This window comes from Reichenbachiella sp. (assembly GCF_965223055.1).
Taxonomy (GTDB): domain Bacteria; phylum Bacteroidota; class Bacteroidia; order Cytophagales; family Cyclobacteriaceae; genus Reichenbachiella.
In genome coordinates, this window is record NZ_CBDCVM010000006.1 from 1 (window position 1) to 23,735 (window position 23,735).

The 23,735-nt window shown below is 39.2% G+C and carries 20 protein-coding genes and 2 tRNA genes; 14 read left to right on the plus strand and 8 right to left on the minus strand.

What is annotated here, in order from left to right:
* A partial coding sequence (locus ACOQO5_RS04970) for a TRAM domain-containing protein (RefSeq protein WP_420580586.1) occupies positions 1-921 on the minus strand: 921 nt, incomplete at its 3' end.
* A gap of 158 nt (positions 922-1,079) precedes the next feature.
* Between ACOQO5_RS04970 and ACOQO5_RS04975 the strand changes: the two genes are divergently transcribed.
* A complete protein-coding gene (locus tag ACOQO5_RS04975) occupies positions 1,080-3,656 on the plus strand; it encodes a gliding motility-associated C-terminal domain-containing protein (protein WP_420580587.1) in 2,577 nt (858 codons plus the stop codon).
* Here the strand turns inward: ACOQO5_RS04975 and ACOQO5_RS04980 are convergent, their stop codons facing one another.
* Positions 3,657-6,137, minus strand: coding sequence for a DUF5686 and carboxypeptidase regulatory-like domain-containing protein (locus tag ACOQO5_RS04980; RefSeq protein WP_420580588.1), 2,481 nt, complete (start codon positions 6,135-6,137; stop codon positions 3,657-3,659). It lies immediately after the preceding gene.
* Between the two features lie 125 nt (positions 6,138-6,262).
* Between ACOQO5_RS04980 and ACOQO5_RS04985 the strand changes: the two genes are divergently transcribed.
* Positions 6,263-7,084 (plus strand): SDR family oxidoreductase, encoded by an 822-nt coding sequence (locus ACOQO5_RS04985; protein WP_420580589.1) that lies wholly within the window; start codon positions 6,263-6,265, stop codon positions 7,082-7,084.
* Here the strand turns inward: ACOQO5_RS04985 and ACOQO5_RS04990 are convergent.
* Positions 7,077-7,823 (minus strand): SH3 domain-containing protein, encoded by a 747-nt coding sequence (locus ACOQO5_RS04990; RefSeq protein ID WP_420580590.1) that lies wholly within the window; start codon positions 7,821-7,823, stop codon positions 7,077-7,079. The genes ACOQO5_RS04985 and ACOQO5_RS04990 overlap by 8 nt on opposite strands.
* Before the next feature lie 74 nt (positions 7,824-7,897).
* On the opposite strand from ACOQO5_RS04990, the gene ACOQO5_RS04995 reads away from it, so the two are divergent.
* Both ACOQO5_RS04995 and ACOQO5_RS05000 read left to right on the plus strand, forming a co-directional pair.
* A tRNA-Lys gene (locus ACOQO5_RS04995) sits at positions 7,898-7,970 on the plus strand.
* Positions 7,971-8,107: 137 nt separating this feature from the next.
* A tRNA-Lys gene (locus ACOQO5_RS05000) sits at positions 8,108-8,180 on the plus strand.
* A gap of 228 nt (positions 8,181-8,408) precedes the next feature.
* On the opposite strand, the gene ACOQO5_RS05005 is transcribed toward ACOQO5_RS05000, so the two are convergent.
* The gene (locus ACOQO5_RS05005; RefSeq protein ID WP_420580591.1) at positions 8,409-9,005 is read right to left on the minus strand and encodes an EF-hand domain-containing protein; all 597 of its coding nucleotides are present in this window, start codon (positions 9,003-9,005) and stop codon (positions 8,409-8,411) included.
* Between the two features lie 455 nt (positions 9,006-9,460).
* Between ACOQO5_RS05005 and ACOQO5_RS05010 the strand changes: the two genes are divergently transcribed.
* Together ACOQO5_RS05010 and ACOQO5_RS05015 are read left to right on the plus strand one after the other, a co-directional pair.
* Complete coding sequence (locus tag ACOQO5_RS05010) at positions 9,461-9,970, plus strand: pathogenesis-related family 1 protein (RefSeq protein WP_420580592.1); 510 nt, start codon at positions 9,461-9,463, stop codon at positions 9,968-9,970.
* Between the two features lie 101 nt (positions 9,971-10,071).
* Positions 10,072-10,914 (plus strand): universal stress protein, encoded by an 843-nt coding sequence (locus tag ACOQO5_RS05015; protein WP_420580593.1) that lies wholly within the window; start codon positions 10,072-10,074, stop codon positions 10,912-10,914.
* Between the two features lie 106 nt (positions 10,915-11,020).
* On the opposite strand, the gene ACOQO5_RS05020 is transcribed toward ACOQO5_RS05015, so the two are convergent.
* Positions 11,021-12,025 (minus strand): amidohydrolase family protein, encoded by a 1,005-nt coding sequence (locus tag ACOQO5_RS05020; RefSeq protein WP_420580594.1) that lies wholly within the window; start codon positions 12,023-12,025, stop codon positions 11,021-11,023.
* A gap of 97 nt (positions 12,026-12,122) precedes the next feature.
* Here ACOQO5_RS05020 and ACOQO5_RS05025 point away from each other — a divergent pair, with 97 nt between their 5' ends.
* Together ACOQO5_RS05025 and ACOQO5_RS05030 are read left to right on the plus strand one after the other, a co-directional pair.
* Positions 12,123-12,557, plus strand: a complete 435-nt coding sequence (locus ACOQO5_RS05025; RefSeq protein WP_420580952.1) for a peptidylprolyl isomerase — start codon at positions 12,123-12,125, stop codon at positions 12,555-12,557.
* A gap of 94 nt (positions 12,558-12,651) precedes the next feature.
* Entirely contained in the window at positions 12,652-13,533 is an 882-nt protein-coding gene (locus tag ACOQO5_RS05030) for a YncE family protein (RefSeq protein WP_420580595.1), read from the plus strand.
* A 49-nt stretch (positions 13,534-13,582) separates the two neighbouring features.
* Here ACOQO5_RS05030 and ACOQO5_RS05035 read toward each other — a convergent pair whose 3' ends face one another.
* Positions 13,583-14,116 (minus strand): hypothetical protein, encoded by a 534-nt coding sequence (locus tag ACOQO5_RS05035; protein ID WP_420580596.1) that lies wholly within the window; start codon positions 14,114-14,116, stop codon positions 13,583-13,585.
* A gap of 173 nt (positions 14,117-14,289) precedes the next feature.
* Here ACOQO5_RS05035 and ACOQO5_RS05040 point away from each other — a divergent pair, with 173 nt between their 5' ends.
* Positions 14,290-15,705 carry a TonB-dependent receptor gene (locus tag ACOQO5_RS05040; RefSeq protein ID WP_420580597.1) on the plus strand — a complete coding sequence of 472 codons (1,416 nt, stop codon included), beginning with the start codon at positions 14,290-14,292 and terminating at the stop codon, positions 15,703-15,705.
* A 158-nt stretch (positions 15,706-15,863) separates the two neighbouring features.
* Positions 15,864-17,255, plus strand: a complete 1,392-nt coding sequence (locus ACOQO5_RS05045) for a sodium-dependent transporter (RefSeq protein ID WP_420580598.1) — start codon at positions 15,864-15,866, stop codon at positions 17,253-17,255.
* Positions 17,256-17,339: 84 nt separating this feature from the next.
* Here the strand turns inward: ACOQO5_RS05045 and ACOQO5_RS05050 are convergent, their stop codons facing one another.
* Both ACOQO5_RS05050 and ACOQO5_RS05055 read right to left on the minus strand, forming a co-directional pair.
* On the minus strand, positions 17,340-18,110 hold the full coding sequence (locus tag ACOQO5_RS05050) for a hypothetical protein (RefSeq protein ID WP_420580599.1): 771 nt from the start codon (positions 18,108-18,110) through the stop codon (positions 17,340-17,342).
* Between the two features lie 76 nt (positions 18,111-18,186).
* Entirely contained in the window at positions 18,187-19,416 is a 1,230-nt protein-coding gene (locus ACOQO5_RS05055) for an ABC transporter permease (RefSeq protein ID WP_420580600.1), read from the minus strand.
* A 122-nt stretch (positions 19,417-19,538) separates the two neighbouring features.
* Here ACOQO5_RS05055 and ACOQO5_RS05060 point away from each other — a divergent pair, with 122 nt between their 5' ends.
* The 4 genes from ACOQO5_RS05060 to ACOQO5_RS05075 all read left to right on the plus strand — a co-directional run bounded on the left by ACOQO5_RS05060 (position 19,539) and on the right by ACOQO5_RS05075 (position 23,625).
* Positions 19,539-20,795, plus strand: coding sequence for an asparagine synthetase B (locus ACOQO5_RS05060; protein ID WP_420580601.1), 1,257 nt, complete (start codon positions 19,539-19,541; stop codon positions 20,793-20,795).
* Between the two features lie 90 nt (positions 20,796-20,885).
* Positions 20,886-21,713, plus strand: coding sequence for a prohibitin family protein (locus ACOQO5_RS05065; protein WP_420580602.1), 828 nt, complete (start codon positions 20,886-20,888; stop codon positions 21,711-21,713).
* Positions 21,714-21,788: 75 nt separating this feature from the next.
* Complete coding sequence (locus ACOQO5_RS05070; protein ID WP_420580603.1) at positions 21,789-23,078, plus strand: citrate synthase; 1,290 nt, start codon at positions 21,789-21,791, stop codon at positions 23,076-23,078.
* A gap of 94 nt (positions 23,079-23,172) precedes the next feature.
* Entirely contained in the window at positions 23,173-23,625 is a 453-nt protein-coding gene (locus ACOQO5_RS05075; RefSeq protein WP_420580604.1) for a hypothetical protein, read from the plus strand.
* The last annotated feature ends 110 nt before the right edge of the window (positions 23,626-23,735 follow it).

Genomic DNA, 23,735 nt, shown 5'->3' on the forward strand with positions numbered 1-23,735 from the left:
GCTTTTCATGCTGATCTCAAAACTCAAGCCCAACAATTGCTCGACTATTTTATCCTCCCCGTAGATGAGCTTTGTAGTACCTGTAGTTGCAATGGTTCGATCGCCAACCTCATCGTTGATCGTATGGATGAGCCCAGCCAGTCGGTTACCAAAGAGATCAACCAAAAATTGGGCAAACGCCTGCAAATCAAAGTTTGATAAATCTGTTGATGTAGTCACCAGGTTGAACAAAAGTTGGTCCGTATGAAAGGACTTTCGTACGACCAAATACCTAAAAAAGCCTTCCTTTTTTGGGCCATGCCATGGTGCCAAACCTGATTTTTCACAATAATTTTTGATCAACTTCAGCTGATCCTCTACTTGCTGATCAAACAAACCGGAATCGCCTTTTAGATCATCTCCACACCACCAGGTACCTCTCTTCTTAAAACCGAGGGTAAACTCATCAACGTCCGTTTTCAACTCATGGTCATAGCCAATCGCAGAAAAGGCATATTCCATTTTATTTCGATAATGAAAAGTATTAGGCGACACCACAAACTCATCAAACAGTGCTTCTACTTCTTGAACCTTACCGATGCGTCTAAAAAGCTCCAGGGTACTTTGCTTTTTGTAGGCGTGCTGTTGGTCAATGGGTAATTTGATGTACGGTGCACCAGGAATACTCTGGTAGGGCACCTCCACTTCACCTTCTGCAGGTTTCAACACCTCGAAAAGCTTGCATTCCGCATAGGTCTTGCTGACCTTTTTAACTTGACCTTTGACTAATTGCCCAGGCAAGGTATTAGGCACAAAAACAACAAATTCGCCATGCTCATTTCTTATTTTCCCTATACCCTTTCCACCGAAAGCGTAATCCTCAATTTGCAGTTCCAGAATCTCCCCGCGCTTGACAAATTTGTTTTGTTTTTTTCTTCCCATTCCTGCAAAACTAGATAAATGGATACTCAAAATTCAATGATTCAGATTCAACATTTAGGAATTAATTCGATTCTCAAATTGGACCAATAAAGACAGACCAAGTCAATTCAACGAAATATGTTCTCGTTTTATCAATCCTCTGTTTATCTTGTTCACGCATGAAAAAACTGATACTAGCTTTATTGGCAATTGTTTTTTTCCAACTCAAAGTGATGGCCTTTCATATTGTAGGTGGAGAGATGGAACTGGTTCATATTGAGGGCTATCAGTATTATCTAAATCTGATCCAATATTTCGACAAGGCACAAACAGATAATCCAGGTCCAGACTTATCAGTACAAGTATATATATATAGAAACAGCGATCATTCCTTGGTGAGAACTGAAACACTTAGTTTAAGTACTGAACAAGCAGTAGAATACTCAAATCCTGAATGTGCTATTGGTTCTTTACAGACATCAAGAGTTTTTTATTCAGCAGAGATTACTTTACAACCTGAAATTTTTAATGAGCCAGAAGGGTATTACGTTGTATGGGAAAGATGCTGTCGCAATACATCCATTTCAAATATTGTAAACCCTGGTGGGCAAGGCATGACGTATGCTTTAGACTTTCCTCCAGTTGTCAAAAATGGAGAGCAATTCATCAACTCCTCTCCACAATTGTTTCCACCACTTAGCGATTATGCCTGCGTCAACCAAACTTATTATACAGATTTTGCAGGAACTGATGCCGATGGAGATTCAATTGTTTACTCTTTGCAATTGCCATATAATAGCACTTCTCAAGTGGCTCTGCCCATTCCTCAGCCAAAGCCTTTCCTAGAGTTGATCTATGCGAATGGTTCTGATATCAACAATATTATCCCTGGCAATCCTTCATTGAATATCACTTCCTCTGGTTACTTAACAGTAAATCCAAGCTCTACAGGACTTTACATATTTTCTGTCCTTGTGGAAGAATTTAGGAATAAGGAAAAAATTGGAGAACTGAGGCGCGATTTTCAAATGCTGGTCATCGATGGATGTGAACCTCCTACTCCTCCTCAAGCCCAAGTCCGATTACCAGGTGATACAGAATTCTATAATGAAATAGATATCATTAACTATTCAGCCTCTGAAGAAAAGTGTTTTGAATATTTAGTTGTGGACAAAGCTGGAGAGAATGTCACCCTCAAAGCTGAAGGAGTCAATTTTGACGCAGACGTATCAGAGGTTTTTGAATTCACTTCGGGGCCGATCAATGCGTCTGGAGACACGCTTAGAGTTGAAGTTTGCATTTCTGACTGCCCATATGTCCAAAACGAACCCTATATTATTGATCTCATCGCTTCAGACAATGCCTGTCCCCTGCCTCAGCGTGACACCGTTCGTATGACCATCAACGTGGAACCACCACCCAACACTAGACCTTATTACTTAAGCCCTGATGCGAATAGTATTCAGATGAGGTCCCAGGCGGAAGGCCAAAGTGTAGCGCTGGATGAATTACTCATTGGAATTGACGATGATCCATTTGATTCGCTGCGATTCTTCTTTTATGCTGAAGATTACGATCCTATTGACTACGGTATGTCCTTGGACACGATAGTAGACATCTATGGACGAAAAGAAGTAAAATTCAATTGGAATACAGATTGTAAATCTTACCCTTTTGGAGATAAAAACACTTTTGATTTAGGTATTGTACTTGAGGATTATGATACCTGCGCCTTTGATAGTGGTGACACCCTCTTTTATGAATTGGAAGTGGTTCTTCCTCCAAATACTGCTCCGGAAGTAACCGGACTTGACCCAGCGTATTCCAAACCAATAAAATCAAGTTTTCCCTCTACTGATATAATTGCCACTGATACCGATGGAGACCCCATCGAACTCATTGGCGTAGGAAATATTTTTAATTTTAGCAGCGTGGGTATTTCCTTTGAGGATGCACAAGGTACCGGAAATGTCGAATCACCATTTGCTTGGGATCTATCCTGCGACAATTTGGGCATCAACAGCACCACAAATTATACGCTCTATTTTATAGCTGAAGATACGGACTACTGTGAAGAAACCAATGCGGACACCTTGGCTGTACAAGTGGAAGTAGTGGTGCCCGTAAATACGAAACCATTATTTGAAATAGAAGATTTCTATACACTGAGTGTTAATGAGGAATTTGAACTGGAAGTGATTGCGTCTGATGGAGATAACACAGATTTACTTACGCTGGATTTGTTATCAGAAAATTCTGCTCCCCCTTCTGAGGGTTTTGACTTTGAGAGAAACACTGGAGTAGGTACAGTCTCCTCTACACTTACTTGGACACCAGAATGTAGCTTACTAGGCGAAAACCGAACTCCCGAGACCTACCCTGTGGATTTTTTAGTGTTCGATGACAATTGTCCAAACACTGAATTAAGGACCTTAACTGTAAATTTTCAAATTGAAGAATTGTCGGTTGATTACGATGTATTTGCTCCACCCAATGCATTTTCCCCAAATGGAGATGGGCACAACGATACCTATACACTGAGTAATCTCTCTGAAGAGTTTTACAACCTCCCTCCCGATAATTGCGATGATCAATTTCAATCTATTGTCATTTTCGATAGAGCTGGGGGAAAGATTTTCCAATCCAGTGACCGGGAGTTTGTTTGGACAGGTGATGGTGCGGATACTGGTACTTATTATTTTCACATCGATTACCTCAATACGGATTACAAAGGTGTCATTACTTTGGTCAGGTAATTAAAACCCAAGTCCAACTCGAAATCCATACCCATAACTAGAACCATCTTGTGAAGCTCCATAAAAGTCAACTCTAAGTACTTTGAAAAGGTGTTCCAATCCAACACCATATTCGAAATAATGACTAGAGGCAGGTGTATGTAGGTATCTCGCTGTACCCACTACTTGAGCTTTGCTCTTTCCAATAAAAGGTAGCTTATTCAAAATGAAACCATTGAAATGATGATCTGCGTGCAAACCTATCCAAGATCCCGAAGTACTAAATTGATAGTAATCCAATAGCTGATTATGATCATTGCCAAAGTTGGCAAAAACAGATTGATTACCCATGTGATGTTTGTAGTCGATAAATGTCAACTCATCGTCGTTGAGAAAAGCACCAACCCAAGCGGTGTAGTTTCCACTTCCAAACAATCCATAGTTTACGTCCTTAAAAACTCGTAGAGCCACTTCGTCAAAATCAACGTCTGAACCCAGGACAGGAATACCCTTTCGATAATACACAAACAAAGTGGGATATGGAGTATCCAAATTAAACTTTTGGTCTGGTCGAGTAATATACTTTTGCCCAAACTTGATGTAAAAACTTGTTCCCAAAATAAGCGCATCCGAAGTACCGAAAGATGTACTCGACAACTCTGCATTCATCGGCGCATTCGGTTCGAAATTTCGATCCTCCTTGTAAAAGAAAGAATAGTCTGCTGTATTAAACAGTTCATTCCTTCGAGCGTATTCCAAAGTTGCCTTCCAGGTAATGCCATTCACTACTTCACTGGAATAGTAGAGCTTCGCAAATGTTTTTTCGTACAGCTTCATATAGCTCCTGCGATTGACTAATGTCTCGAATGAATTAATCAATGGTGAGATGGGGGCATCTTCATTAAATTGAGAAACAAATTTTCCTCCTTCTATAAAAGTCCTGGTTCTTTTGATTGGATCGAATTGATAAGCAAACTTGACTTTGTAGTAAAAATCATCACTAGAAAATCCATATCGAACGGTAGGTGTAATTTTATACTTCCATATGGCATCCTTTTCCTGGGTAAAGACTGTCTTAAAATTTACTACCGCTCCTTCCACCACATTGTATTGTAACAAATCGTGAATAGTCGGAAACCTAAAGTATTGCTCTTTGAATGATTGCTGTCTAAAGTAACCACCTATTAAGAGATTTTCTATATTGAACTTATTGGCATACTTATCAACTGAATCTTTGTAAGACTTAGATTCCATCAAAACCTGCAGGCTGTCCTTCCACAAATAGTCCACTTTCTCAATTTTAGTTAAAGGAATAGGTCTTACGTCTTCCCAATATTCTTTATCTCTTTGATTAGCTTCCTTTTCTATTTTCAGCACCTCATTATCAAAATAGCCATCTGCAAAAAGTTGAGAATTGGAAACTCCTTTTGAATTAGCAACTTCTTCATTCAATTGTATTTGATATTCGGAATGGATGCCAACAAAATTCCCATTGCCTCTAAAGCCTAGTACATTTAAATAATAAGTGAACCTTTGGGAAAGCAACATCCAGACTTCGTTCTGAACTGGAGCATATACCTGGTAGACATTGACTTGATCGATAAACTCGATCTGGTGTTCTTTGGTCAATTTCAAATCGACACTATGAATCCTCCAGGAGTCTTCCATGATATAGATAAAGCCTTGAAATGAGGGATCGTTTTTTCTTTTCGGAATGACCTTAATTTTGTTAACCAAATGCTCACTTTCCATGATCGTCCCTTCCAACTTGTAGTCATAAAACATCATGGCATTGTTAGCTATAGGTGAAACAAATCCTCTCTCCGATAACCCTGGGAATGTCAATAGGTTATCATAAAATGAGATCAACATCTGTGAACCTTGATTGTAACTAAAAGCCGAATGGCTACCACTGACCTTGGACGAGATCATAACTTCCTTGATTTTATCCGGTTGCGCCACACTCAATTCCGATACCGATTCGGATAGATATACAATACCAGTATCCAACGGAATATTTACTCCTAACACTTGATCTGGCTTTTCATCCAGTGTCTGCATGCCTTTGATATAAACTTTGCAATTATAGGCCTCCACTTCCTCCAAGTGATACTTTCTTTTGGATATGGCTTCTCTAATCACTGCGTATGCCGGATCTTCGCCCGTAGCTGTAACAACCACTTCCTGTAGTTCTAACACTTCAGGTTCCAGTACAACATTTAACAAAATCCTACGATGGTCAACCTTCAAGGGGATCTCTTGTTTTTTATACCCTACGTATTGATAAATCAATACATAATCCCCCGGCGCCAGTTCAATACTATATTTCCCTTCAATATTAGTTGTTGTTCCTATAGTGGTGTTTTGAAGATATAATGTGGCATATGGAAGAGGTTCTCCTTTTTGATCTGTGACAGTACCAAAAAGCTCAGCAGCCTCCCCATTAAAAAAGGAACCTATTAGCAGTAGACCAACTAAAAGTGATTTAAAAAATGAGTGCATGAAATAAGCGATCAAATCACGAATTCAAAACCAAATTAATAAAGAATCCAAAGCTGGAAACAATTTATCGCAAAAACGAGTATTACTTCAAGACTTATTAAATTCGAGCTGAATTAGAATTACCAATGCCCAAATCTCAAACAGTTGTCATCACAGGAGGAACTTCAGGAATAGGCAAAGCCTGTGCAGAGCTGTATGCTTCCAAAGGATATAACCTTGTATTAACTGGTCGAAATCAAGAAAGACTAGATAATGTTATTCAATCTTTTCAATCTTCTGGTCATCAGGCGTTAGGTGTTCAAGCCGATGCAGCCAGTGAAAAAGGCGCAAAGGATGTGGTAGAGCAGACTATTAAAACCTTCGGTTCTTTGGATGTATTGATTTGTAATGCGGGAATTTCTATGAGGGCTATGTTCGAAGACCTGGACCTGAAAGTGTTTAGGGAAGTGATGGACATCAATTTCATGGGAACAGTAAATTACGTCAAGTATGCCTTACCACATTTACTAGAATCGAAAGGAACGATCATTGGTATATCTTCAATAAACGGACATCGTGGTACCCCTGCACGCACTGCATATTCTTCTTCCAAGTTTGCCATGGAAGGGTTTTTCGAAGCACTAAGAACAGAATTGCTGTATCGTGGCGTACATGTTTTAGTAGCTAGTCCAGGATATACCGGTACAAACATCAGAAATGCTGCGCTTACTGCTGACGGTAAAATACAAGGTGAATCACCTAAGGATGAAAGCAAAATGATGACTGCGGAAGAAGTAGCACTTCGTATCTACAAAGGACAGCAAAAAAAGACGCGGAATTTCATACTCACCCCTCTCTGCTGGTGGCTTAATTTCCTCAACCATTTTGTACCGAGATTGATGGATAAAATTGTCTACAATGTATTGGCAAAAGAATCTGATTCACCACTAAAAGAAAAAGCTAACTAATTCTCTTGATCATTTTCGATCGGATGTAAGCCTCACGTCCATTCCAATCCACTTTCACCCAAACTCCTTCCTCATCAAGTATATTTAGGCGATGCCCCTTCTTTACGACTTCAATCAAGTCAGCACCTCCAGAAGGCCCAGTCATCAGATAAGCATGATCTTCTGTGATAATACCTCTCGGTTCGCTCAGTTCAAAATTGGTAAGCCAGAAAAAGAACAACAAAACAACAATTGCAGAAATGGCATAGGGTATTGCATTCGAACCCGACTTAAATTTTCTATATAAGACAATTCCTATTAAGAAAAGCGCTATGCTAAATATCAACAGGTTGAATTCTGTATAGTATTTATGAACAAGACCTTTGAAAAGCGTTGTGTCGGACAAGTCAAAGCCGGAAACTTCATGTTCCGTAGCCAATTCTTCCATCTTATTCTGAGCTCGTTTGTCCGACGTCTGTTGATAATACTTGTTTAGGTAATACAATGCCTGGCTATAATCCCCTAAACCCTCCTTAATATAAGCCATCTTCATAAGCATCTGTGGAGAAGCTACATTGTTACTATTCAGCAACTGCTCATATATATCAAAGGACTCCGTATATTTTTGAAGCTTAAATAACGAATCTGCTTGGATTAATTGTCCACCTTTTTCCCTCCCCAATGAAGAAAAAGAAGTGGTCATTAAACCGACTAAAAGTATTGTAATAAATTTGAAGATATTGTTTTGTTTTTTACTCATCTCGTGCCTACATTTGCAACCGCAAAATAAGGGAAGGGTCAAGAAAAATGAAACTTTCCGATGCGAAAAAGTTTGATTCGTTAGCTCAGCTGGTAGAGCAACGCCCTTTTAAGGCGTGGGTCCTGGGTTCGAGCCCCAGACGAATCACTACGAAAGTTGAATTGCTTTGTGGGCGAGATGTTTATCCCGAATTGACTCTGTCAAATGAGGGAAGCCCCAGACGAATCACTTTCAAATAAAGACCTCGGTATCAACCGAGTTTTTTATTGTCCATAGTCTAACTCGATTCGTTAGCTCAGCTGGTAGAGCAACGCCCTTTTAAGGCGTGGGTCCTGGGTTCGAGCCCCAGACGAATCACTTAAAACCTCAGCGAAAGTTGAGGTTTTTTTGTTTGCAGCATGTGGGTGAGAAATCTGTCTTGGTCATGCGACAGCTCAGTGTTCTGACGAGTGATTCTCCAAACCTAATTCAAAAGACTACTGAACAATAAACCATCTAGAAAAGATTGAGATCAGATTCGTCTGACTATTTTTTTAACCAAAATCCTATCTGAACCTAAATGATACTTAAAACCATATACAAAACTTACACTTCGGTATAGACAGTTTTCCTTGTATCAAATTGATAACTCTCAGGATTGCCAAAAAGAAGATTTCCAGGTTTTTTAGTGTCATCACTTGTGAAAAACTCAACCAGCGCTGAAGCCAATTCTTCCTTACTCAATTGCAAATCTCCATTGATGTCTAATTTTTTGAAACAGATATCAATAAACTTGATTTCTACTCGCAACGAAACAAAGAAGCACATATACTCCTGCTTAGAAAGGAAATTGTTATGGTCTTTATCATAGATGAAAAATATATCATCAGCCATTTGCTTAGCAACTTCTTCGAATGGCCCATAAAGCTGATTGACAGTTACAGCCTCCAGGTATTTTAACCAGTTGGTCAAATTACATCTGCTCGGTTCTTGATTGGCCAAAAATGATGTAAGCTGCTCCCAAAAGACCTGACCTCGTTTGGTTATAAAATCTTCGACTGCTGAAGGTGGCATCAAACATCTGAATATAGCTACATTATCACCTAGATTTTGAAAATCGCTCTGCATGAGCAACCCATCATGATCAAAATCTAATATCTTAAAAAGGTGGGTGAATTTTTGAGTAAGAGTTGAAGAAAGCATAGGGTAAATAACGGGAAAAATAAGCTTATTTCCTATTTCATAAATACTGTCCTTTATGAAAAATCTCCAAAATAGCCCTTATATATTTAGCACTGTATGAGCAAAGACGAGGGAGATCAAGACATTGATTACCAACTTTGGCTTTCGTTTTTCATATTTCTTTGAATCAAAACTCCGAGAATCACCTAAACAGAAACACTGAAAATCATTTTCATAGGAGCATTAGAAATCTTATTCGGGCCTGGCGTCATCGTAGCGACTAATATTGAAAGTAAAAATGGAATGGAGGCAATTCCTACTTGACCTAATGCCTGAGAAAGAAACTAAACAAAGTCACTTTTTCGTTGCCATTTGAGATTACAATAGAATACTTTAAATTCTAAACATGAATAATACAATTGATTCATTCTAATGGAATGAGTTAATGAAGCTGTTTATTAACCAATACCACTACCATGAAAAACACTTTTCTATATTTCATTGTTACCTTTTTACTATTTCGTTGCAGTTCTGACGACAATGAAGGAAGTGACACATTTCCTACCTTTAGTGAAACAACAATTCAAGAGATTCTGGAAGCACATAACGCCTACCGAAGTGATGTGAATATCTCAGATATCTCATGGTCTGAAGAATTGGCTACTTCAGCTCAGGCATGGGCTACAGAACTGGCTGTTGATTGTGAGTTCAAACATTCCAATAGTGATTTTGGTGAGAATATTTGGGCCGGAACAGAAGGTGCCTTCTCTCCTACAGATGTAGTCACAAGCTGGGGGTCTGAAATCGATGATTATGACTATGATTCCAATATTTGCGCAACCGACAAGGACTGTGGACACTACACACAAATAGTTTGGGAAAAAACGTCTAAAGTGGGTTGTGGCGTAGCTACCTGCGATGGTCTGGACATTTGGGTGTGTCAATACGATCCACCTGGAAATTTTATAGGAGAGAAGCCATACTGACCTCTGCCACAACATGAGGAAAATCAGATTTTCCAAAGACATAGCTCAATATAATTAATCAAGTCATAGGCTAAGTTTGGGTAAATCAAACTCTAAGAGCCATGCGTATTTCCAAAATATTAGTACCAACAGATTTTTCTAAGTGCGCGATCAACGCACTTAAAGTAGCCACTGAAATTGCCATCAAACAAGGGGCTAAATTAGAGATTGTCAATGCTTTTCATGTACCATCTTATGCTCCTATGGATGTGATGGCCGTAGACTTAGTAAATCAACCTTTACTGAAGGAGGAGGAACAAAAAGTCAAAGAAGAGTTCAAAACCTTACCAAACTCAATCCCGCAATTGAAAGATGTGAACTATTCCACCAAGGTATTTATGGCTCCTACAGCCGACGCTATTTATCAGTGCACCGAACAGGATGACATTGATCTCATCGTAATGGGCACCAAAGGAGAACATGATGTGGTAGAGAATCTTTTCGGAAGTATGAGTGCTCAGGTCATCAAATCTGCGGAAGTACCCGTACTCGTTATTCCTGAAAATGTAGACGGATTTGAATTAAAGCATATTGGGTTTGCAGCAGACCTCCATGAAATCGAAAACATGAACCGCTTAAGCATCTTGTCCTTACTAGCCAAGATGTATGGTGCTGAAATCAACATCTTCCATATCTCTCAAGAAAGTGACGAAGAGTCTATTAGTGAAGCTGCTCGGGAACGCATGTTTCTCGAAGGCTCACTAAAGGACATCAAACATACTTTTGCAACCATCTACCATGAAGAGCCGCTCGAAGGTATCATGGAGTTTGCCGAAGACAAAAAGCTAGATATGCTAGCCATGTATCCACGGCAACATGGTTTCTGGGACAAGCTGATCCATGGAAGCACTACAAAAAAAGTAGTGATGCAGATAAAAATTCCGCTATTGACAATTCATGAGTAAGGCACTTACCAAGCCTATAAGGTTTTGAAAATCGTATAGGTTTGATCACTAACCCCATCAGAGTCCCTTTCAGGTGACTCTGATGGGGTTATAGAATATTTCCAAATCATAATTCCAACCCCAACCAATCCAGTGTAGACTGATACATAATATTATCCTTATCGGATTGAGGCAAGTCACTCTCTTCAATAAACTTTCCTATATCCAAATCGCCCAATGGAAATGGATAATCTGTACCTAAGGTGATTTTTTCAGAGCCGATCATCTCAATGATATACTTGAGGTAAGGCAAATCATGCGTGATACAATCCACCCAGAATTTACCTAAATAATCTCTAGGGTTGATCGGGTTATCTATGGCCACCAAGTCTGGGCGACAATTGAATCCATGCTCTACCCTACCGATCGTCGCTAACAATGAACCGCCAGCATGTGAGAAGTTAAATCGGACCTTTGGAAATTTCTCCATCACTCCACCAAAAATCAGAGAACAAGCCGCCCGAGAAGTTTCTGCCGGCATACCTACCAACCATGGCAACCAGTATTTGGACATGTGCTCTCTTCCCATCATTTCCCAGGGGTGTATCATCACAGCTAAGTCGAGCTGCTCACAAGCTTCCCATATGGGGTAAAACTCTGGCTCATTCAAATTCTTGTTATTGATATTCGAACCGATCTGTATGCCTGGCATACCAAGTTCTTTGATCCTATGTAGTTCCTTTACCGCATGCTCTGCCGATTGCATCGGCACCGTTCCCAGCCCTATGTAATTCTTCGGATAGTCATTCACTACCTGGGCTATATGATCATTCAAAAACACCGACAATTCCAGACAATCATCTGCTTTCGCCCAATAACTGAACATCACAGGAATGGTGCAAACTACTTGATAGTTCGTGTTGAATTTCTCGTATTCCTCAATACGTACTTTAGGATCCCAGCAGTTTTCGTTGATTTCACGAAAAAACTCCCCCCCCTTCATCATATCGGCATAGTGAGGTCGTTTATGCACCAGATGAATAAAATCTCCATAACCAAACTTCTTAGCAAAGTCAGGCAATTTTTCGGGAAGGATATGGGTGTGCATATCAATTTTCAGGTTCTTACTCATGGGTCGTTGTTTAATGCTTTTTTGAATCTATCGGCTGATTCAATCAATTTCCGAAATTAAGCATTTAGATTTGCCTTTTTGAAATTAGAATAAAAAAATTATGACTGCAGAAATCCACACCTCAAAAGGTGTAATGAAGTTGGAGTTTTTCGAAAAAGACGCTCCTAATACAGTAAAAAATTTTACTGACTTAGCAAAGAAAGGTTTTTACGATGGTTTGACTTTCCATAGAGTGATTCCTGATTTCGTGATCCAAGGCGGTTGTCCTGATGGCACCGGTGCTGGAGGCCCTGGTTACCAAATCGACTGCGAGCTAGATGGTGACAATCAATTCCATGATCGTGGTGTATTGTCTATGGCGCATGCAGGAAGAAACACTGGCGGATCTCAGTTCTTCATTTGCCACAGTAGAACCAACACGGCTCACCTGGACAGAAACCATACTTGTTTTGGAAAAGTAGTAGATGGCTTGGACGTAATTGACCAAATCAATCAAGGAGATAAAATGGACAAAGTGGTAGTAAACGACTAATTCATTATTCTACTAAGAATGTAGAGCGGCCACTCGGCCGCTTTTTTTATGTCCTCATTTTATTAATTTAGAGCAATCATCTAAACTGAAAACTATGAGAACCAAGATACTTCTGGCTTGCCTTGTACTATTAGCAGCCGCCTGTCAACCAACCAAAAAGAAAGAAGAGAGTGTTTCTGCTCCTGAAAAACTCACCGTACCTACCCTAACCAAAACTTGGGAAACGGTAAGCACCTTGAAAACTCCCGAATCCGTTATATATGATGAATTTCGAGACGTTCTTTATGTCTCGAATATTAGTGCGGTACCTCCCACAGCAAAGGACAATGATGGATTTATTTCAATCCTTTCTACTGAAGGTGAGATTATCGAAAGAGAATGGGTGTCGGAAATCTCAGCCCCTAAAGGCATGGGTATTTTGGATAGCAGTTTGTTTGTGACCAACATAGACGAAATAGTTGAAATTGACATTCCAAGTGGGGTCATTATTGCCAGGTATCCCATAGAAGGTGGGGCATTTTTGAACGACATCAGCATAAGCAAAGGAGAAGAGGTCTTTATTTCCGACACTGGCACCAACACTATTCATGTATTGAACAATGACGAAGTAAAAACCTGGCTCAACGACACCACCTTAGTTGGACCGAACGGACTACTACACCAGGGAAGCCATCTTATGGTTGCTTCCTATTTCGGAGATGAGTTTTCCCGAATAGACATCAATACAAAAATGAAAGAAGTCATCTCTGATTCCATACCTGGAGGAGATGGCATTGTAGCTTATGAAGATCATTACTTTGTATCCAACTGGAATGGAGAGGTTCATTTTGTAGATAACTTTGGCAATAGAACCTTAGTCTTAGACACCAAAGCTGAAGAACTAAATGCCGCTGACATTTGTTACATACCAGAAAAGAGATTGTTACTCATCCCAACGTTTTTTGGCAATACGGTCGCTGCCTATGAGGTAAAGTAAGTTGGAAGTCCGAAGATAGAAGTCAAAATCACTTTAGACTTCTATCTTTTTAATAATTCAATTCCTTACTTTCTACATTTCTAAACATGCCTTCTGTCTTGTAGAATTTGCCTCTTTCTATCATTCCGAGATATTCCGTTTTTTCTTCTCTTCGTTCATAGACGTAATGTGTACCAAGGTAATCAAGAGAATACACATCGAACCCCATAGAAATATCTGTATCTCTCACCACCAAGGCATCGAATAGCATACCAGTATGCGTTTCGTAATTATGATCAAAATAGAAATAGAGAATATGACCTTTTTCGCTTACTGGATCTAAGATGTGCTCGGACTCGGTATTCATCACGGTGTTTTTCATTTTCATTTTTCGCCAAATGAAAAATGGAGATCCTTTACTTGTGAGTAATTTCCATTTATACCAATATGTAATTTCAATATCACCTACTTTAAAAAACACCTTGCGGTAATAAAATAGATTCAGTGAATCGATATAGGCAGCTGTTACTCCAAGGAGAAACACAATAAAGAACACAATTCCTCCCCACATGAGTTTCTCATCTAGATTTACTGTTTCATACAAAAGGAGAAATTGATTCAATTTGAATAGTATATTTAAGAGCTTAACGATTATTATTTGAAGAAATTGATCGCTTGAATCAAATATTTAAAATAATAACCAAAAATAGCAAATTTGGCAGGTTCCTCCTTTCAAATCGACTACCTTCTGAATAATTTTGTACAAGCAAAGAAATTATGGAAGCAGGCGTACACACCACAAAAGAGAAAGCACTCTCACTGAACCTTAATGAATCCATATACGGCACTCTGGCTGAAATTGGAGCAGGACAAGAGGTGGCATCGAATTTTTTCAAGGCTGGCGGAGCTTCCGGAACCATTGCTAAGACCATGTCTGCATATGACATGAAGTTTTCTGATGCTATCTATGGCGCAACCAAACGATATGTGTGTGAAGAAAAGTTACTCAAGATGCTCGATAAGGAGTATCACTTGCTTTCGAAACGACTCAATCACAGGGCCGATGAAACTCGTTTCTTTGCCTTCGCGAATACAGTAGAGACCATCAATTATCAAAAAACAAATCAAGGACATGGCTGGATTGGGGTACGCTTCCAGCTGACACCTTTTGCTGAACCTAATGACTGCATCATTCATGTAGTATTGAAGGATCCAGATATGCTCTGGCAGCAAGAGGTTCTGGGTAAAATTGGCGTTAACCTCATTTATGCGTGTTTCAACCATTATGCAGATCCAGAAAATTTGATGACATCCATTGTGGACAATTTCAGTAAAGACCGTATTGAAATTGATATGTTTAGATTAGAAGGTCCGGCATTTGATGGTATTGATAATCGCTTAATGAGTTTAAAATTGGTCAAGCACAAATTGACTCGAGCCGCCATATTCAATCAACACGGAGAAGTCAAGCAACCTACTTCCTTTTTATACAAGAAAAACATGTGTGTGCTAAGAGGCAGATTCAGACCAGTTACGCATGTGAATGTAGATATGATGCTGGCCGGTGTACGTCAATTCAAGAAGGAATTAGAAGAAAACAATGAGAAGTTTGATGTCATTGCCGAACTCACTCTTAAAGACCTTACTCATGACGGAGAAATAGACGAACAAGACTTTTTAGATAGAGTGGATCTATTGAACTCATTAGGACAAACAGTTCTTATTTCCAATTATCAGGAACATTACCGTTTGGCCGTATACCTCAGTAGAATTACAAGAAAAGGTAAGATTGCCTTTATTTTAGGTATTAACAACCTGGCGCGCTTATTTGAAGAAGAGTATTATGCAAACCTCCCTGGAGGTATCATGGAGGCGTTTGGAAAGTTATTTGCAGCTAATCAACAAGTGTTGGTCTATCCAAGTAAAACCGACCGTTCTGATGAGTTACAGACCAGTGATAATTTTCTACCATCTGAGAACCTCACTCACCTTTACGAACACCTGAGAACCAACCAATATATTCAGGATATAAAAAATGCCAAGGTGGAAAACCTACATATCATATCAGACAACGTTTTGGATATGATAAAAAATGGCAATCCAGGATGGGAAGCATTTGTTCCTTACAAAGTAGCTCATATGATTAAAGAGAAAAAAATGTTCAAGTATTCCGAACAAACTACCACTGTATAAGTCGCCAGTCATCATAATCTGCCTTTGTTAAAAAAAATGTGGGTTATTCCATTTCCTCTTTTATATTCGTGGTTTCATGTAACAGCATAACTTTTTAGACTGTCGCAAGAATCACGCATCAACCTGTGCGCCGCGACAATCTTACTAAACAACAGAAAATGGCAGGAAGAGGAAATTTTAGCAATCGATTAGGTTTTATTTTAGCAGCGGCCGGTTCGGCGGTTGGACTTGGTAATATTTGGAAATTTCCATTCGAGGTGGAAGCTGGTGGTGGAGCTGCATTTGTTCTCATTTATCTTGTCTTTTGTTTTCTACTTTGTTTTCCTGTCATGGTTACAGAGATTGCTATAGGTAGAAAAACCAACAAAAATGCGGTCGGTGCATTCAATGCATTGGGTTACAACAAATGGAATATTATTGGAAAAATGGGGATTCTGGCTGGAATTGTCATTTTATCATTTTACAATGTTGTCGCTGGATGGGCATTGGGTTATTTCTTTGAAATGGCACAAGGGAATTTTAGTGTAGGAAAAGAATTCGGCTCTTATGTAGCCAATATTAGCACAACAGGAATCTACGCAGTTATATTCATGGCATTCACCGCCTTTGTAGTATCAAGAGGTGTCTCCGCAGGAATTGAAAAAGGAGCTAAAATATTAATGCCTACTTTGATTATTATGATCCTGGGGTTATTAGCTTATTCACTCACGCTACCTAATGCGATGACCGGTGTAAAATACTACTTGATTCCAGAGTTTTCAGAATTGAATTTAAAAACTATTGGAGGAGCCTTAAGACAGTCCTTCTTTTCGCTATCCTTAGGAATGGGAACGATTATCACATATGGTAGTTACTTGTCTAAAAAGGAGAATATTATTAGCTCAACTGTATCTGTTACCTTTTTTGATGTGGGCATAGCCTTTTTAGCAGGATTGATGCTATTCCCTTTAGTAGCCTACAGCACAGGTGGAGATATGTCGAATGTACAAGGAGGAGCAGGCTTGATTTTCGCTGCATTACCAAGTGTATTCGAATCGCTGGGAGCTGGCCTGGGAAGCCTATTAGGAGCATTCTTTTTCCTTCTCTTGTCATTTGCAGCTCTAACTTCTACTGTGTCACTTTTGGAGGTACCTGTATCTTATGTAGTTGACGAGCATAAAATCAGCAGACCAAAGGCTACTGCAATTACAGCAGCAATTATTTTCATAGCAGGCCTACCTTCCCTGTTGGGAAATGGCTACAGCGAAATGTTTACTTCATTTGTGACCTATGTTGGAGCTGAAAAATCTGTAGGGTTTATGGACTTTCTTGGACACCTCGCTGATTGTATGTTATTATTAGGCGGATTCTTGATTGTGACCTTTGCAGGTTATGTATGGAAGAAAGAAAATCTTAATGAAGAAATAGCAATCGGCTATGAAGGATACGAAACCTCCAGAGTCAAAATATTCATTGGTTTCGCAGTGAGATATTTATGTCCTGTATTACTTGGCTTACTATTTATCATGGTTGTTTTAAGCAACTTCTTTGGGGTGGATATTATCAATTAAAATTCATCAACTCATAAAAAAACTCAAGGTTCAAAATTGAGCCTTGAGTTTTTTTATACCCAACAAAATGTTGTTGACACTATTCTATTTCTTCACGAACGTATCTTCTTGTCCTTCAATGATTATGGAATAGTCACCTGGCGCCAGACGTTTAAGTGGAATTTCTTTAGCCTTGCCTTGCAATATGATATCTCCATCCTTGAGAATCTCATACCTTGCCTCTCTGGAAAAAGTCATCTTATCCGTAACCAATCTTGGTGAAAAAGTGACGCTTTCCGGGTAATGATAATGTTCCATTTCTGTGGAATACAAATATCGACCTTCAGGCAATTCATATTTAATTCTATACTTGTTTCCTCCGTCTGTATGCTCTGGAAAAAACACATACTGCGCTCCCGCAAACCTGCCTTTCGACCGAAGTGTTTTGATTACATCCCAATAGCTGCCTTTTAGTTTTTCAATTTTGTATTTCCCGTCTCTCCGGTCTCCTTTGGTGTACCAGTGCATAATTGAGTCATTAAGCACGAGGCTATCAAACTTGAAATTACTATGATACAAAATCGCTTCAGGATTTACGATGCGAGGCTTGCAACTATCCCCATGAACCACTTTTACCGAAACAGGAGTGTATAAATCTACATCTCTAAAGGCCAATCGAACGGCAGTGAGTGATAAGTTGGTTCTTGTTTTCTTTCCATTTACAAAAATGGACTGGATACAAAACTCACCTGAATCAGCATCATATGGATTTTGAATATACAAGCCTTCACCCTTGTAGACACCTGTCAACAAAAGTTCCTGACCAAAAGAGGTCTGAGATATCAAGAATATCAGAAAAATTAAATTACGCTTCATTTTTCACTATGGGAATCAGGTAAATTTCGTAATATTTTTACTTCTAACGAAACTCCATCCCAAAATAATACAATTTCTATTCGAAACGTAACGAAACGATAGGATCTAGTTTGGATGCTTTGCGCGCTGGTAAGTAACCTGACAGTAAACCCACGATCACACCGACCACAAATCCAAAGAACATCCAAAGCCATGGAACAACAAATGTATCTGCCAAAAAATGTGAAATAACATTACCAACAATAAAACCCAAAACAACGCCTCCGAATCCTCCAATCTGGGTTATCACTATCGCTTCAATCAAAAACTGCTGTCGAATGCGTTTAGGAGTAGCGCCCATGGCTTTTCTAACACCGATTTCTCTAGTCCGTTCGGTAACAGAAACCAACATAATATTCATCAATCCGATTGAAGCTCCAAGCAAGGTGATAAAGCCAATGGTAAACCCTCCTATTTGGAGATAGCCGGTGATCTCCCCCAGCCTTTCCGCTAAGGATTTTTTTTCCTGAATAGCGAATGAATCGTCACTTCCTGGCGTGTCCCTTCTGATGGCCTTCATTAAGCCAGTGGCTTCACCCATCAAATGTTCCATTTTAGTTGGGTCTTTTACAGATACCCCTATATGATATTTCAACGATCTGTTTTTTGCCAGACGCCTGGCAACATTCAATGGGACTATAACCGTCCGATCTGCTCTCCCGCCTTCAGAACCTTGCTTTTCTAAAATACCGACTACTTTAAACTTAGACCCCAAAAATGACATTGACTTATTTAAGGCATTTTCATTTTCTTTGAAAAGAGTGGTTAAAACCTCATTTCCAATCAGCACGACGTTAGATCCATTCTGATGTTCAAACGCTGATATACTTCTACCACTTTCTAAATCATATCCTTCTACATATAGGTAATTCAAATCTCCTCCGATAATGGAAAAATTAGGATTAGTCACTTCAGACTGATACTTGATTTCTGCATTCCCTGTGACCCTGGTATATAACGAAGTCACCTCGCCTACTTTATAATTCCGTACAAACTGAGACACTGCATCAAATGTCAAAGACGGATAACTTTTTTGGGCTTTTCCTGCCTTTTTTCCTCTTTCCTGACGTATATCTTCTATAACAAAAGTATTTGATCCCAGATTGGAAAAACTATCGTTGATAGAGTTTTGAATACCATCAATAGCTGTGAGGATACCAACCAGAGATGTAATACCAATGGCGATAATGGCTGCTGTTAATACTGTTCTAAGTTTATTCGCCAGAATAGACTTAATAGCTTCTCGGATGTTTTCGATTAGGTTCATAGACAAACGCTTCTGAATTTAGACGTATGTCAAAGCAATTTATTACAACATGGCAACTATTAATTAAAAGTTCAGTTTAAAAAAACCAAGAGTTAGTAAATTCGTGATCTAATATCATGCACATGCGCAAAGGCTTAGTATTTATTCTTTTATTTTTTTCATTCGGACTCAAAGGATCCCATATTCTTCTCCCAATGGACAATACGCAAGCCAACCACCTTAAAGCTTACGGTATTGCTTATTGGGTTCTACAAAAAGAAATTGAAGTAGACTGGCTGCTGAATTATAAAGGCGGTGCTTTTATGTTCAAGTATTATCAAGATTTTGAAAATGAGTTGATTATCAGAGGAGTCAGCTATTTGGTAATCTCTGATGCCCAGGCCAATGGCATCCTCAGTGATATTGCCAGTCCTTCTTCCAATATGGATGCTATGAAATTAGAAAAGTATCCAAAAATTGCGGTCTACTCACCGAAAAGCAAGCAGCCTTGGGATGATGCAGTAACCTTGGTATTGACTTATGCTGAAATTCCTTATGATGTGGTTTTTGATGACGAACTCATGTACGACGAATTGCCTAAGTATGACTGGTTACACCTTCACCACGAAGATTTTACCGGGCAGTATGGTCGTTTCTATCGTGTGTACCAACATTACCCCTGGTACCAACAGCAACAACGAGAATATGAAGAGTCTGCCAGAAAACACGGTTTTTCAAAGGTTTCTCATTTGAAACTAGGCATTGTAAAAAAAATACAAACTTATGTAGCCAGCGGAGGCTTTCTATTTGCAATGTGCTCTGCCACAGACACATTTGATATCGCCTTGGCAGCTGAAGGAGTGGATATCTGTGAAAGCATGTTCGATGGAGATCCAGCAGATCCTCAAGCGCAAAACAAACTCAATTATGACAAAACTTTAGCGTTTAAATCTTTTATGCTTGAACGCGACCCATATGAGTACGAATTCTCTAATATCGACACTCAACCAAACAAACGAGGACTAACTGAAAACAATGATTACTTTTCCTTATTTCAATTTTCAGCAAAATGGGATCCAATCCCCACCATGCTAACACAGAATCATGAGCATATCATCAAAGGGTTTATGGGGCAGACGACAGCATTCAAGAAGCGTCTAGTCAAATCTGACGTTGTTTTACTCGGTGAAACCAAGTCGATCAATGAAGCAAAATATATTCATGGCGTATTTGGTAAAGGGTTCTGGACATTTTATGGTGGCCATGACCCAGAGGACTATCAGCATTTGGTCAATGAAGAACCCACAGACCTTAACCTACATCCTAATTCTCCAGGCTACCGATTGATATTGAACAACATTCTTTTTCCGGCAGCCAAAAAGAAGAAACAAAAGACCTGATATTATTAAAGAGGTTACTTCAAGTAACCGCTTTAATCCACCAACTTTATCGTACATTTGAAATTCAAATAACCAAAATTCCTTATCACAATGGATAACAGAAAATTCTTACCCTTATTAGTCGTTGCAGTCTTTACACTTTTTGTAGTAGTAGGTCTTTCATCGAGTCTTTTTTACACTTTAGGGCCAGCCGAAAGAGCCGTAGTATTTTACAAATTTGGAGCAGAAAAACTAGACAAAGACAATATCATTGGTCCTGGTTTTCATGTAAAAGCCCCATGGAATAAAATATATGTTTTTGATGTATCTGAAAACAAAGTGGAAGAAGGTATGGACGTATTGGATAAAAACGGATTATCACTAAGCGTAGATGTGTCTGTAAGATTCACTCCTATGCCTTCAAGAATTGGCTACATTCAGGAAACCTTTCAGCAAGACTACATCAGCAGGTTGGTAATTCCAGAAGTTCGTTCTTCAGTAAGACAAGTCATGGGACGATATACAGCAGAGGAAATTTACTCTACTAAAAGATCTGAGGTTGAAGACGCCATCAAAAGCGAGACTGCTGAAGTATTGAGTCATGAAGGAAACAATGTAATAATGAAAGCCCTATTGATACGAGCGATCAATCTTCCAGCGCAAATCAAGCAGGCCATCGAAAACAAATTGCAGCAGGAACAAGAAGCTCTAGCCTATCAATTCCGATTGGACAAAGAAAAAAGTGAGGCGGAAAGAAAAAGAATTGCTGCCGAAGGAGAAGCTGCAGCGAACAAAATTGTTAACTCAAGTTTAACACCACAATTACTGAAAATGAGAGGAATTGAGGCTACTATTGAACTATCAAAGTCACCAAATTCGAAAGTAGTGGTGATTGGGGGTGGAGACGAAGGCCTTCCTTTGATATTAAACAATAATTAGACTTTAAATTGAATCAATAATTCATTATTTTCGCGTAAAATATAATTAGTCCTTTTACATAATCATTAAAAATCAATGGCAGAAGAAACCGCAGAAATTAAAGTAGGAGATAAAAGCATTGAACTTCCATTAATAACGGGTACCGAGAATGAGACCGCCATAAACATTGGCGCACTCAGAGGACAAAGTGGATTAATTACACTTGATCCTGGATACAAAAACACTGGAGCGACCAAAAGTGCCATCACTTTTTTGGATGGCGAAAAAGGTATTCTTAGGCACCGTGGATATTCAATAGAGGATTTAGCTGAAAACTCTACTTTTTTAGAAGTGGCTTATTTGTTGATTTATGGTGAGTTGCCAACGGCAACGGAGTATGAAACATTTACTTCGGATATTACTCATCATACATTAGTTCATGAGGACTTTAAGAAAATTCTAGATGGATTTCCAGCTAGCTCGCATCCAATGGGCGTACTGTCATCATTGGTTACGGCATTGACTGCATTCTATCCTGAAAGTCTAGATCCAAACAGATCGAAAGAAGCTGTATATCTAAGCATTGTTAGGATCATAGCTAAGATGCCAACATTCGCAGCCTGGGCTTTCAAAAATGAAATGGGACACCCTGTAGAGTATCCTAACAACAAATTGGATTACTGCAGCAATTTCCTTCATATGATGTTCAACCTGCCATCTGAAAAGTATGAAATCGACCCTGTTGTTTCTGCTGCATTGAACAAATTATTGATTCTTCATGCTGATCATGAACAAAACTGTTCTACTTCAACTGTAAGAATTGTAGGTTCTTCTCAGGCCAGTATGTTTGCTTCATTATCTGCAGGAATTAACGCATTATGGGGACCGCTGCATGGAGGGGCTAACCAAGCGGTAATCGAAATGCTAGAGAATATCAAGGCAGACGGAGGAGACACTCAGAAGTGGATGAATAAAGCTAAGGACAAAAATGATCCTTTCAGATTGATGGGATTTGGTCACAGAGTATACAAAAACTTCGATCCTAGAGCCAGAATTATTAAAAAAGCAGCTGACGATGTATTGGCCAAGTTAGGCGTATCTGACCCTGTGCTCGATATAGCAAAAGGACTGGAAGAAGTAGCGCTTAGCGATCCTTATTTTGTTGAAAGAAAACTTTACCCTAATGTAGATTTCTATTCTGGAATTATTTACAGAGCATTGGGTATTCCAAGTGAAATGTTTACTGTAATGTTCGCATTAGGTAGACTACCAGGCTGGATTGCTCAGTGGAAAGAAATGAGAGAAAATAATGAGCCTATCGGTAGACCACGTCAAGTTTATGTGGGCGAAACCGAAAGACCATACACAAATATTAATAAGAGATAATTTATTTATCTCCTAAAGAAAGAAACCCTGTCAAAATCGTCAGGGTTTTTTTATGCCTGTATTACCTTAGCAACTTCACTAGAAAATCAACATTATGATGTACGACGTACTATTATTTACTCACTCCTGGTTGAGATGGGTAGTATTAATTCTGGCCCTGATCAACATCTACAAATCCTTTGTGGGAAACAAAGGGTCAATACCATATGGAAAAGGAGAAAAAGGGTTGGCTGGAGCCTTTGTAGGCTGTCTACACCTGACTTTCGTTTTAGGATTGATACTATATTTCATAAGCCCATTCGCATATCAAGCCTTTGGCGGGTCTGAATCTGTCATGAAAAATGCCACACTTAGATTTTGGGCTGTGGAACATGCTTTCGTAATGATCCTGGCCATCGCAGCAGCATCCATTGGAAAAGCTAAAGCAAAAAGAGCTGAATCAGATCCAGAAAAATTTAAAGCACAATTGATATTCTTCTCCATAGCACTTGTTCTTATGCTTTCTAGAATCCCTTGGGGAGAGACTGGCAGATTGTTTAGATTTTAATCAGGGCTTATTATTTACCTGGTAAGTGAGAAATCTAATCGCCATTTCGTATGATTTTACGATAAGATTCCTCCTACGTCGGAATGACAAGCTTTTCTGAATTGAGCAAT

Bases quoted from the DNA above. Each gene is read 5' to 3' on its own strand.
- ACOQO5_RS05075 (WP_420580604.1), top strand. From the start codon at position 23,173: ATGATGTACGACGTACTATTATTTACTCACTCCTGGTTGAGATGGGTA.
- ACOQO5_RS05055 (WP_420580600.1), bottom strand. From the start codon at position 19,416: ATGAACCTAATCGAAAACATCCGAGAAGCTATTAAGTCTATTCTGGCG.
- ACOQO5_RS05010 (WP_420580592.1), top strand. From the start codon at position 9,461: ATGAAAAACACTTTTCTATATTTCATTGTTACCTTTTTACTATTTCGT.
- ACOQO5_RS05030 (WP_420580595.1), top strand. From the start codon at position 12,652: ATGAGAACCAAGATACTTCTGGCTTGCCTTGTACTATTAGCAGCCGCC.
- ACOQO5_RS05015 (WP_420580593.1), top strand. From the start codon at position 10,072: ATGCGTATTTCCAAAATATTAGTACCAACAGATTTTTCTAAGTGCGCG.
- ACOQO5_RS05045 (WP_420580598.1), top strand. From the start codon at position 15,864: ATGGCAGGAAGAGGAAATTTTAGCAATCGATTAGGTTTTATTTTAGCA.
- ACOQO5_RS04990 (WP_420580590.1), bottom strand. From the start codon at position 7,823: ATGAGTAAAAAACAAAACAATATCTTCAAATTTATTACAATACTTTTA.
- ACOQO5_RS04975 (WP_420580587.1), top strand. From the start codon at position 1,080: ATGAAAAAACTGATACTAGCTTTATTGGCAATTGTTTTTTTCCAACTC.
- ACOQO5_RS05070 (WP_420580603.1), top strand. From the start codon at position 21,789: ATGGCAGAAGAAACCGCAGAAATTAAAGTAGGAGATAAAAGCATTGAA.
- ACOQO5_RS05040 (WP_420580597.1), top strand. From the start codon at position 14,290: ATGGAAGCAGGCGTACACACCACAAAAGAGAAAGCACTCTCACTGAAC.
- ACOQO5_RS05065 (WP_420580602.1), top strand. From the start codon at position 20,886: ATGGATAACAGAAAATTCTTACCCTTATTAGTCGTTGCAGTCTTTACA.
- ACOQO5_RS05060 (WP_420580601.1), top strand. From the start codon at position 19,539: ATGCGCAAAGGCTTAGTATTTATTCTTTTATTTTTTTCATTCGGACTC.
- ACOQO5_RS05050 (WP_420580599.1), bottom strand. From the start codon at position 18,110: ATGAAGCGTAATTTAATTTTTCTGATATTCTTGATATCTCAGACCTCT.
- ACOQO5_RS05020 (WP_420580594.1), bottom strand. From the start codon at position 12,025: ATGAGTAAGAACCTGAAAATTGATATGCACACCCATATCCTTCCCGAA.
- ACOQO5_RS05005 (WP_420580591.1), bottom strand. From the start codon at position 9,005: ATGCTTTCTTCAACTCTTACTCAAAAATTCACCCACCTTTTTAAGATA.
- ACOQO5_RS04980 (WP_420580588.1), bottom strand. From the start codon at position 6,137: ATGCACTCATTTTTTAAATCACTTTTAGTTGGTCTACTGCTAATAGGT.
- ACOQO5_RS04985 (WP_420580589.1), top strand. From the start codon at position 6,263: ATGCCCAAATCTCAAACAGTTGTCATCACAGGAGGAACTTCAGGAATA.